Consider the following 11,323-nt stretch of genomic DNA (forward strand, 5'->3'; position numbering starts at 1 on the left):
GTCCTGGCAGCCAGGCAAATCGCACCCAAGCGAAGACCTATGGTGACCTGCTGAACATTATCGTGCGCCTTGCTCCCGGCGACCGGAACCGCGAAGCGCTCCTTCGCCCGCTGCTGGAACTCGGCACGACAGCAGTCGATGATGGGGATCCAGCTGCGATCGTAGCGCCCTGGCACCCGCTCAGGCTGGCGGCGATGTGGCGCAAAGCCCATCGTGTATCGTCAATTATCCGCATCGCGCTCACCGGAGGCGACGATCAGGTTGGGGACACCAGACTGTATTTTCGCGATCTGGCCTCAGACCTCGAGCATCCCCTCTACCCTGAAGTGATTGTTTCGTGGAACGGTCGGAAGGCCGAGCTACTGTCGCTGGTTGATACTAAGGGCGACTATTCGCTTCATGAAGCTCCAGTCGCGTCGGGCGCTATTTCGGCTGATGTCAATGACGATCCGACCGCAGGCTCAGAATGCGTTCTGGACCTCGTCCGTCGGTATTTGGCACTCCACCCGCACGAACGTGCGAACATGTCGGTGGTCCTGTTCAATTGCGATTCCGCACGGCTACCCCAGCACGTGGTGCAGGGCTTAGGCGGAATTCACGATGATGCTGAGGACGTACGCTGCCAGGTGCTGTTGCGGCATATTGACTCAACGCGCCTCCGAGAACTCTACCGGTCGATCTTGACAGCCGAGGAAGATGCCGGGGCAAACACCTATTCCGCTTCCGAAGCGACCCAGGACTTCATGGCACGGCTGAGAATCAGCGTGATCGCGGACGAGGCTCCCCCACCTGATCCGCGGGACGGCCGGCCCTATGACATCGTCTTTAGCCAAGACGTAATTTCCCGGCACGCGATCCTGGAGTGGCATGCGGAATCGGCCCGGCCGGCGGAGCTGGAGGATTTGTTGCCCGCCCGCTGGTCCCGGCGTCGTCCCGCTTCCGCCGACGATCTGAAGTCCGTTGTCTATCTGTGCTGCCCCGTCCAATGTCATGAAGGATGGGCTTTTCTGTCGGCGGGAACGACCTTCCTGAAGGGCGACTTCCGCGAGGATGGCGATCGACGTCTGCTCCCCACGCGACAACTGGATTTCCATGATCCACAAACGGCTAGGATCTTCTCCGAAACGCACGATTTGGGTGCATGGGTGGTGAACTACGACGAGCTGCTGGATCGTCGACAGCTTCAGAACCAGAAGGTTCGTGTCATCCGGTACAAGCAGTCCGCTACCCAGGGCCGCAACGTCGTGATCTCTTCGCTCGCGCCACTCGGGCTGCTGCGCGCGATGGTGCGCTCACGAATGGACGATATGAACCTCGGTCTTGACGAGGCGGGTATGTCTCGGCTGGCGCACAAGCTCATCGAAGCTGCGAACGACGTGTCGGGCGATATCGTTCTCAGAGCCGCGAAGAGAGGCGAAGCGGCAAGCGAGCTCATAGGCGTCGTCCTGAGCCGCTACCTGGCACGACATGAAATGGAGCCGTCCGCCCTTGTGGGATGGTATTTTCTAGATGATTACGCGGCATGGCTTGGCGCACGCGAAGAAACACAGGCCGATATCCTTGCGCTGTCACCCCGAGAGCGATCCGACGGACGCTTGGAGCTGACGATAGTAGTCACTGAGGCGAAGTATGTCGGATCCACGATCCTGCCGGCCAAGCGGAAGGAGTCCGAAAAACAGCTGCGGGACACCGTCAAGCGGATCGGAGAGGCGCTGCTCGGAGAGGGCAACCGTCTTGATCGGGATTCTTGGCTGTCACGCTTGGGCGATCTCGTGCTAGACGGCATTCAGATCCCAGCGGCGAGCCCGGTCAATCTGTCCGAGTGGCGTCGCGCGATCCGCGAAGGTCAATGCGACGTACGGATCAAGGGCTATAGCCATATATTCGTCCCGACGCCTGGCGACGGTCCCAATCCCACCTATATCTCAGCGATTCCCGGCGTTGAAGACTGCCAGCAGGAAATCTATGGCCGTTCTGAGCTCAAGACCTTACTTTTGGCGTTCGCGGCGGACCGCGATCCGACCGATATTCGTCACGCCGCTGGAGCGCAGCCCGCAACAACGAATTACTGGACGATGCCGGAGTCCTCGGCGGAGACTGTCCCCGAAGTAGAGTCACCAGAGCCGCCTTTTGCGACTGCGGCCGCCATCGAAGACAACTCAGTCGGTGCTATATCGGAGATGCTTACCGGGGTCGGCGATCAGGCTGAACCGGATGCCATTCGTGCGATTGTCCTGGCGAATCTGCGCGAGGAGGAAGAGGACGTCGCATGGCTTACGACCGTGGCCGCATCCACGCGGGCAGCTCTTCAGCAACTCTCGCTGCAGGCCAAGTCAGTTGGCCAGACGCTGACGCCGAATTCCGCTATCCTTCGTTTCGCCGGAAGCGCCAACCTCACCGTTGAGCAAGTGATGCGCAAACGCTCGGAGCTCCTCACGACATTTGGGTTGAATGTCATTTCGGTTCGGCCGGAACCTGGCACCGTCGCGATTGCCGTCGCGCGGCCAAAAAGGCGCATCGTGACGATCGAACAGGTGTGGGATCGCTGGAAGCCACAGCGGGGGGACCACGGCAATCAGGACATCGTCATCGGACTGAAGGAGGAGGACAATTCGCTCCTGACCTTTTCGCCGGGTGCGCTCCATGCCCCGCATACGCTGATCGCGGGCAGCACAGGCTCGGGAAAATCCGTACTCATGCAGACGATCCTTCTTGGGCTCGCCGTCACCAACACGCCGCAACAGGCGCGCATCGTTCTGATCGATCCCAAGCAGGGCGTGGACTATTTCGCCTTCGACACGCTCCCGCACCTGGACGGTGGCGTGATTGACACACAAGACGGTGCCATTGACCGCCTCGAAGCGCTCGTCGGTGAGATGGAGCGCCGCTACAAGCTTTTCCGGAGCGTCCGAGCAGCTAACATCACAGTTTATAATTCCAAAGTCAGTGAGACCGAGCGCCTTCCAACGTATTGGGTCGTTCATGACGAATTTGCGGAATGGATGCTCACTGAGGAATATCGAATCTCGGTAACCGCAACGGTTGGCCGGCTCGGGGTGATGGCCCGCGCTGCTGGCATCTATCTGATTTTCGCCGCTCAGCGTCCGGAGGCGAACGTCATGCCGATGCAGTTGCGATCGCAGCTCGGCAACAGACTTATTCTGAGAGTGGATTCTGAAGGAACGTCCGAAATCGCACTTGGCGAAAAGGGCGCCGAGAGGCTCCTCGGTCGAGGACACCTGCTTGCCCGGCTGGAAGGCGAGCAAGACCTTATTTACTCGCAGGTTCCGTTCGCCTCCTCTGATTTCATTGAATCGATCGTGGATCATCTCGCGGAGACGTATCGAGTGTAGCGGGCAGATTCTGACGCAACATGTCTATCGTGGCGCAGAACGACGCCAAGCAATGAGAAGCCCACGCCATACCGACTCCGGCTCCGTCCGTGTCGCGCTCACTAGACGCTGACGTGAGCAGACTAAGCGGCCTCGGTTTCCTCGTTCGTGTTCTCGAACGGAAGATAGCCTTTATAAACCAACTGATTGCGGATTACGGACTGGTGCACACCGAACCTCCTTGCAGCTGCCTGCATAGCTTCGGGCGTAGCATCGTTTACGTCGAGAACTAGTTGTAGGTCATCGAAGGGGCACAGTAGGCTGTGCGCAAACGCGCGCTGGAACTTCTGGCGGTCGGTCTTCGAGCGACTGATGATACCGAAGTCGGCTTCCGTCTGCCATACAGCATCCCCGAACTGTCGAGCGAGTTCAAAGCGGCGATCGTATGGCTTCTGAGTCTGCAGGGCGACGCGGGACTTCTTCCTATCGCCAATGCGGGCGCCGTAGGGCAGCTTTCGCGCAGTCGCGGTAGCCGACTTCAAATCGTCCCACCGCGCCTTGAAAACATCTTCAAAGACTTCGTGCCTCAGTAGGCCCCTCGGGACACCAATGATGGCCCTGAGTTCTGTGGCCGCAGCTTCGGCCATTTGCCATGGACTTGCATAGCCCGGCAGATTCCATTCACGCTCGAGGCTATCTGCCAAACTCAGATCGACTTCCACTTCCGAATCGTGTGTGGCCTCGAGCGCTAGGCTCAAGGATTGAGCCGAACTTGCTCCGGGCTGTGCATGTGCCGCTTCCTCGACGCCGTCCTCGCCAGCAACGTCCTCCATATTGATCAATGCGTCGATGACTTCGTCTGGTGCGGCATCTGGATCGAACCCTAGACAAGCTTCCAATCGTCGCCAGGCGGCCAACTCTGGATCCCGGCGCTCGTTAGCGATTTGGCCGAGTGACGTTTCCAGTGCTTTGCCGTCCACCGTCTTGGCGCAGTGTCCAAGAACGGCTTCAAAAAGGCGATCCAATTCCGCCTCGTATTCGTCAGCGGCGACCATGCCTACCTTGAACTCAAAATAGGACTGGGGACCATTGACAACATTTTTGCCGACGCTTGGGGCGAAGGCGATGCGGTCTCCGACACTGAAGATCATCACAGGAGGCCAGAGTGCACCGCCGCTCGCCGAGTTCAACTCATGGCGCAGGCGCCAGTCCACCGAAGGGAACCTGAAATCCCTGATCGTCTCCCAGCGCAGACGCCACCAATTGTCTGCCAACCACAGTGCGAGGCCCGTGGAAGAGGCTCGGAAATAGTCCCTTACCGTCTGCTTTTCGGTATCCGCAATTCTTGAGATGACTCGGTCTCCCACGCGGAGAGAAATCGCAGCCACGTCGTCGCTGCCCTTCGGCCAGGCGGCAGAGAATTTGAAGTAGCTCGAAGAAGTCATCTGTAGAAGACCTCCGCCGCCGCGATAGCTGCCTGTGCGTTCGGATCTTGATCTACCGGAAATCCGCCGTCCACGAAAGCGACCTCCCTAGCTCTCACCAGGACGTGTCTCGCGTAGGCGTCTCCAGGAAGAATGGGGTAGCCGTGATACTGGGCTAAGCCAGAATTAGTAATTCGGAGCTCAAAGATCCAGCCGCTCTCGTCGATCGTCCAGAGCAAACTCGGGACATCACCATCGGTCTGATCCGACCAGAGTCCGAGCATCACTCCCCGTTTAAGGAGATCGGGAATCCGGGTGAAGTTGTCCTTGCCAAAATCTGCATGTGCGTCGCAGTACGTCCGTTCGACATCCGGGCCGGCATAAGGCGTGAGCTTGTAGGCCGTTGGATTGAATTTGTGTTTTGAGTAAGCGCCGTAGGTCACGCGCGCTGACAACCCCGCCCTGGACTCTGCGGTGGGCAGGGTGGCGCTCAGGCGTCGGTTCGCGTTGTTTCGCGAGCGTTGTGTCACGATGCGGGGTGCCGGCTTCTTTCTGGGCATTCAAATCTCTTCATGCTTTTGGCGCCAATCACGTGTGCATCACGGGCATTACCCTCATTTTCGCGGACCGAACAGTCTGGCTAAGAAGCCGCGCCTCTCCAGCTAGCAATTTCGAACTCAACTTCGGCTTGGCTCCGGGCTGATTAAAGAACGGGTTGGGGTCCGCCACCGGCTCCGGAATCTCGAGGACGTTCGGGACGCGCATCGTGGCGACGTCGAATAGACACAGCTGCGCTGCTCGACCCTGTCTCAACGTTCCCATTCACGAGCGTCGTCAAACCGGACTGGCCACGACTTCAAGGGGTCGTCCTCAGTCGGACGTTATCTATACACCCTTTCTACATCCTTGAAGAAGGGGAGTTGATCGGTCGCGCACCTGTAAGTCAACCCGAAACCAGACGTTCATCGGCCCCAATTCGGTCATTTCGAGACATGCGAAACCGCCTAAGTGGCGATTGGAAATCAATACCATAGCGCCCGCATTGTTCATGGTTTGTGCCTCGAAAGTCGCATAAAGGGCAGACTGGAACATGGAACTTGGGTCGCGAGGTGGATCAAATGCGTTACGCAGGGTCGCAGAACGCGCAAGAGACATTGCAGGTCATCTATAATCGAGCTGTCGGCCCAGCCGACTTCCTATTCGTGCCAGTGAGCAATGGCAATCGTACCAGCGACAGCACCCATTGCTCGCTGCTGCTCGTTGATGGCCGCAACCCGGAGCGGGTCGCCTATCACCACGACTCCTCCCGGACAGGGCCACAACGACGAGCCTGCAAACCAGCTCGCAAGGGTGCTGAACGGCACCTTCGAGGCAGCCCCCATGACCCGACAGCCGAATGCTTATGACTGCGGCGTGTTTGTGTTGGCACGTGGGCGCCGATTGGACAATTGATGGCCGGGCAGCGGCGCCGGGTCGCTGCGACGACCTCGTCGCCGACCGGCAGGCGCTGCAAGACCGGCTGAGGCGGCGCTTCCACACGGGATTTGTCTAAAATTCCAAGGGGGATTTGTGGAGGTATGACGCCGACAGGCCGCCTACCGCCAGACTACCCCGCTCATGAACGCGACGCCGGCAGCACTCCCATCTCCTTGAGCAACCAGGCAGCGCCGTCAATCTTGTCCATGGTCCAAAGCATGAAGCGACTGTCGACATGGATGCTTCGACTGCGGTCTGCGGCATATGCCCAATCGGAGATCACTCCATCGAGCGTGCCATCAAAGGCGAGACCGACGAACTCGCCGCGCCCATTCAGCGTGGCCGAGCCGCTATTGCCATTGGTAATGTCGACCGTGGACATGAAGTCGACCGGCAAAGTGCCCAGCTCCGGCGCGACATAGGGGCCATAATTCTTGGCCCGGATCGCAGCGACGGCGGCGGCGGGCGCATCAAACTCGCCCTTGCCAGTGTGCTTGGCCAGAAGTCCCTCAGCCGTGGTGAATGGCGTCCAGATCTGCCCGTCGCGTGTTCGCCCCGACACCTTGCCCCAGGTGATGCGCAGCGATCCATTCGCGTCGGGATACACCGGCCGGCCAATCGCCTGCCAGTAGGCGCGCAGGCCCTGCATATAAGTCGCGCGCGCCGCCTGCGCTCGGCCAGCGCGGTCCTTCGCCGCGCGCTCCGCAGCTATGTCGCCGGGATAGAGCGCGACCGCCAGCTTGATGAAAGGATCGTCCGACGCCTCGAAGGCAGCAGCCCGCTTGTCGAGCCAGCCGAGCCGCGTGGCCGTGTCGGCGAGTTTGGTTTCTGCATAAAGTCGGTCAAGGCCGATTTGGTCCAGAGCCGTTTCGAACGCAGTATCGCGGTCCTTTGCGTCTAGCCGGCGATATTCATCGAGCGCGGCCTCAAATAGCTTGCGATCGATGTCGGGCAGGTAACCGCGTTCGATCTGCGTCAGTTGATCCACGGTCTGGTTACGGTCACGATCCTGAAAGCCGCGTTCGCGGTCTTCATCGAGCTTCTCGTGCTCCTTGGCCCAGCGATACAGAGTGCGCGCGGATGAGAGCATTTGCGCGCGGTTCAGCAGCGCCTGGCGCAGCCCCTCGAGCGAGGCCTGGCTATTCTCGTCCACCATGGCGCCCAGTTCGCCGATCGCTGCGCCATAGCGCGCCTGCCGCGCGGGATCGTCGGCGACCCAGTCGAGATAAGCTTTCTCCTCGATCGCCTTGCGCACGTCGAGCCCGATCGCATTGGCCCCGGCGAGATCGCCCGCCAACTTCTTCTTGTAGTTTTCCACGCCTTGCAGGATGGAGGCGTAGCGGATCTGCGCTTCTCGATTGCCTGCCGTGGTTTGGTTTATCTGGGCCGCATAATCCGACAGCAAATGCTGCAACAGCGGTTCGTACCGCGCGAAATTGAACCGTACTTCATCCGCCGTGCGGAACCGATTGGTTTCTCCGGGAAAGCCGACGACCATGACGAAATCGCCGTCTTGCACGCCTTTAGAGGCAATGCGCAGCCAGCTCTTCGGCCGGTAGGGCACGTTGTCGCGCGCATAAGGCCGGGAGGAACCATCAGGAGCGACATAAGCGCGGTAAAAACCGAAGTCGCCTGTGTGGCGCGGCCACGTCCAATTGTCCGTTTCGCCGCCGAAGTTACCGATGCCGAGCGCGGGCGCATAGACTAGGCGCACGTCCTGAATTTCGAGCTTCTGCTGGAGATAGTAGGAGGCGCCGCCATAATAGGACTCCACGTCGCAGCGGCGATTGGGCTGTTCTTCACATGCGGCGATCAGCGCCTTCCGGTTCCTGTCGAGCCGCTCATAGCGGGCAAAGCCGTTCAGCTTGTCCGATACGCCCTTGAGCATGTCGGCGGTCACATCACGGATATCCTCGATCACATAGATGCGGCTGCCGGGCACCGCGGGTAATTCTTCACCAAGGCTTTTCGCTAGAAATCCCTTGGTGAGATAGTCTTGACTCTCCTTGCTGTTGTACTGGATCGATTCCAGCACGCAGTGACGGTTGGTCGCAACCAGTCCTTGCGGACTGACGAAGGAAGCTGAACATCCGCCCAGTGATACGATCGCGTTGAGCGGGGCAGTGTCTAGACGGCTGAGCTGCGCGGGATCAAGCTGGAGTCCATTCGCGCGCATGGCCGCGCCAAGTTCCGTAATCTGGGCCGGCATCCACATGCCTTCGTTCGCCGACGTCCAGAGCAAGTTCATAGCGGTGGCTTGGGCCAAACGACTAAAATTCGAGTTCATGCTGATCTCGTTCCCATTCTGTGTATTGTTCTCCGCTGATCTGGATCGATGAGCTATCGGGCTGACCGGCGTCCGCAAGCGCCTGCGCGGCAGCCACTGGGTGAAGAGTGAGTGGACGGTCAACACAAAAATCTGGGTGACGCTCCCCTCACATTGTATCGGCAACGTTTGCGGATCATCCGTTGCACTAATCGTGCCAAAGGATGCCTGAGACGCCCTTCGGGTCCCGCGGAGAAGTCATTCGAGACGCCTCTAACAATATCTCCCGCATTGCGGGCCGGCCATTGGAGCGCCTCGTCAATAAAGCTTTCAATCACCTACGTGGTAAGGGCCTTGCGTGTCCGACCTCCGACATTTGGGTCCGACCTCCGACATTTGGTTGTAGACCCGACACTCTCGTCCTCGCTCGCGACGAAGCCCACTGCCGAACAGCCGTCGTTAATTGTGAGAATGCGTGCTATCGTTTCTGTTACGTGCGGTGTTGCGCGAGGACGAGGGTGCGAGGAGTGCCCGGACTTCCCCTTGCCGCAAATCCGCTCGGCGCTTGGCGACATAACCCGGCGGACTATGTGCGCGAGTGCCGGCGTGAGGCGCGAAAGTAAATCTGGGATGAAACGTCGACCATCCGAATCGAGCATGGAAACCTCATCAAAGCGACAACCGCCAACCGGGTTCGCGAGGCAGGCGCGTTCGTCGTCCCGACGAACATCACCTTTGCTGTCGTCGCTCGGGACGGAGCCAGATACGGCATGTCCGCCGAATCCCTTGAAAAGGTGAGCTTCGTTCTCGATGCCGGCTTGTCGGCGCTCGAAACGCTTCAAAGCGCTGGCGTGACCATGGGCTACGGCTCCGATCTGCTTGGCCAGATGCATAGGCACCAATCAGAGGAATTTCTTCTGCGCGGCCGCGTTCTCAAGCCTCGGGACGTGATCCGATCCGCGACGGTGGATGCTGCCCGCGTGCTCAACATGGAAGGCCTCATTGGCACCATCGCGCCTGGCGCTCACGCAGATCTCATCGCCGTCTACGGCAATCCGTTGAAGGACCTCGCGATTTTGTCCGATCCCGCCCGGCTTCGAAAGATCATCAAGGGCGGGCGAGTGGTGAAGAATGAATAACCAGACGCAGGTAATCCGTTGCCATTCAGGGGAATTACGCAACACAGGCAGGAGCACAACAGAACGTATTGAGCAGCTACCGATGGTTGCGAAGGCATGACGCTGCGATTGCCGCCTTCGTGCTGCCGGTGCTCAAAACTCTCAATCGTCCCTGACCAGCCTTGAAATCTCGGCGCTAATGTCGGCTCCTTCGTAGGGCAATGCCTGAGGACGTTTCTCGCACGCCTAGCCGTCATGATACACGCGCTCATTTGATTGCGTGGCATCGGTGGAGAGCGCTGTCACAAACGGCTGGACGACATTCCTCATATCGCGCCGGCGGAGCCTGTTTTCGCCAAAGTCGAACTCGCGGGTGACGCCTACGGCCCCTGCCAAGTTAATCCCATTTGAGATCGAATGCGGTGGGCGTGCCGCTCCTAGCAGCGCCGTTTTTCCCATTGACGTGAAAACATCAGAACAAAGTACTCATAGAACATCGTTTGGTTTCGGTGGTGGCCTATGGCGCATGTGTGGGAGATAGATCACTTGGCACGATTATCGGTTCTTGGAATATCCGGCGGTGTAAGCAACCCGTCCCGCACCACGGCGGTCGTCAATGCGCTGGTCAAGGCGGTCGCGTTGCGCCTGCCTGCCGACACCGGTCTGATTGAGATCACGGAGGCAGCACCGTCGCTTTTCGCCGGACTATCCCGCGGCGCACTTGGCGCATCTGGAGAAGCGATTATCCAGCGTGTCGAGAAGGCCGATTTGCTCGTGGTCGGAACGCCTGTCTATAGGGCTTCCTACACTGGCGCTCTCAAGCACCTGTTCGACCTGGTCGACTATCGCGCGTTGACGGGCAAGACCGTGCTTCTCGCGGCGACCGGCGGGAGCCCATACCATGGCCTGGTGCTCGAACATCAGCTCCGGCCATTGTTCGGCTTTTTTGGCGCTGTCACCGTCCCTACGGGTGTCTACGGCACGCCCGACGATTTCGTCGATGGCGAAATCGTCGGCGCAGCCATCATCGAGCGTATTGCAAGGGCCGCTACCGACGCGGTCTCCTTGCTCAACTCAAGTCACGCAAATGCCGCCGTCGCCACCCGCGTCGGCTGAGCCAATCAACAGGGGAAACGACGACATGAGTTCGCATTCCGACGCCATCAAATTCGCCTACTGGGTCCCGAACGTCTCCGGCGGCCTGGTCATCTCCAACATCGAGCAGCGGACGGGTTGGGATATCGACTACAACCGCAAGCTCGCCCAGATTGCCGAGGCCAACGGGTTCGACTATGCGCTGAGCCAGATCCGTTTCACAGCCGGCTATGGGGCCGACAACCAGCACGAATCAGTCTCGTTCAGCCATGCCTTGCTTGCCGCGACCACAACGCTGAAGGTCATCGCAGCGATCCTGCCCGGTCCGTGGAACCCTGCGCTGGCGGCCAAGCAGATCGCTACCATCAACCACCTGACCAATGGCCGCGTCTCCGTCAATGTCGTCAGCGGCTGGTTCCGAGGCGAGTTCGCCGCGATTGGCGAACTCTGGCTCGATCATGACGAGCGCTATCGCCGGTCGGAGGAATTTATCCGAGCGTTGCGCGGCATCTGGACGGAAGACAGCTTCACGCTGAAGGGCGATTTCTACCGCTTCACCAACTATTCCATGAAGCCGAAGCCGATCGAGCCCTTGCCCGAGATATTCCAGGG

General features: G+C 59.5%; 7 protein-coding genes. 4 read left to right on the forward strand and 3 right to left on the reverse strand.

Going from position 1 to position 11,323, the window contains the following annotated elements:
• On the forward strand, window positions 1–3,353 hold a 3,353-nt coding region (locus tag EN742_RS10670; protein WP_128332784.1), incomplete at its 5' end, for an FtsK/SpoIIIE domain-containing protein.
• 122 nt (window positions 3,354–3,475) lie between these two features.
• Here the strand turns inward: EN742_RS10670 and EN742_RS10675 are convergent.
• From EN742_RS10675 to EN742_RS10685, 3 genes are all read right to left on the reverse strand, one after another.
• A complete protein-coding gene (locus tag EN742_RS10675) occupies window positions 3,476–4,777 on the reverse strand; it encodes a hypothetical protein (RefSeq protein WP_128332785.1) in 1,302 nt (433 codons plus the stop codon).
• Window positions 4,774–5,316 carry a hypothetical protein gene (locus EN742_RS10680; protein WP_128332786.1) on the reverse strand — a complete coding sequence of 181 codons (543 nt, stop codon included), beginning with the start codon at window positions 5,314–5,316 and terminating at the stop codon, window positions 4,774–4,776. The genes EN742_RS10675 and EN742_RS10680 overlap by 4 nt, the downstream gene beginning before the upstream one ends.
• Window positions 5,317–6,371: 1,055 nt before the next feature.
• On the reverse strand, window positions 6,372–8,519 hold the full coding sequence (locus tag EN742_RS10685; protein WP_091600481.1) for a S46 family peptidase: 2,148 nt from the start codon (window positions 8,517–8,519) through the stop codon (window positions 6,372–6,374).
• A gap of 647 nt (window positions 8,520–9,166) precedes the next feature.
• On the opposite strand from EN742_RS10685, the gene EN742_RS10690 reads away from it, so the two are divergent.
• From EN742_RS10690 to EN742_RS10700, 3 genes are all read left to right on the forward strand, one after another.
• Window positions 9,167–9,637 carry an amidohydrolase family protein gene (locus tag EN742_RS10690; RefSeq protein WP_245455196.1) on the forward strand — a complete coding sequence of 157 codons (471 nt, stop codon included), beginning with the start codon at window positions 9,167–9,169 and terminating at the stop codon, window positions 9,635–9,637.
• Between the two features lie 525 nt (window positions 9,638–10,162).
• Window positions 10,163–10,732, forward strand: coding sequence for an FMN reductase (gene msuE, locus EN742_RS10695; RefSeq protein WP_245455121.1), 570 nt, complete (start codon window positions 10,163–10,165; stop codon window positions 10,730–10,732).
• Between the two features lie 25 nt (window positions 10,733–10,757).
• Window positions 10,758–11,323, forward strand: a 566-nt coding sequence (locus tag EN742_RS10700; RefSeq protein ID WP_128332787.1) for an LLM class flavin-dependent oxidoreductase, incomplete at its 3' end; no start/stop codon positions are given.

This window comes from Mesorhizobium sp. M4A.F.Ca.ET.020.02.1.1 (genome assembly GCF_004022645.1).
GTDB lineage: Bacteria > Pseudomonadota > Alphaproteobacteria > Rhizobiales > Rhizobiaceae > Mesorhizobium.

What these genes read in the sequence shown, in the direction of transcription:
- EN742_RS10685 (WP_091600481.1), bottom strand. Translation starts at nt 8,519, where the DNA reads ATGAACTCGAATTTTAGTCGTTTGGCCCAAGCCACCGCTATGAACTTG.
- EN742_RS10675 (WP_128332785.1), bottom strand. Translation starts at nt 4,777, where the DNA reads ATGACTTCTTCGAGCTACTTCAAATTCTCTGCCGCCTGGCCGAAGGGC.
- EN742_RS10680 (WP_128332786.1), bottom strand. Translation starts at nt 5,316, where the DNA reads ATGCCCAGAAAGAAGCCGGCACCCCGCATCGTGACACAACGCTCGCGA.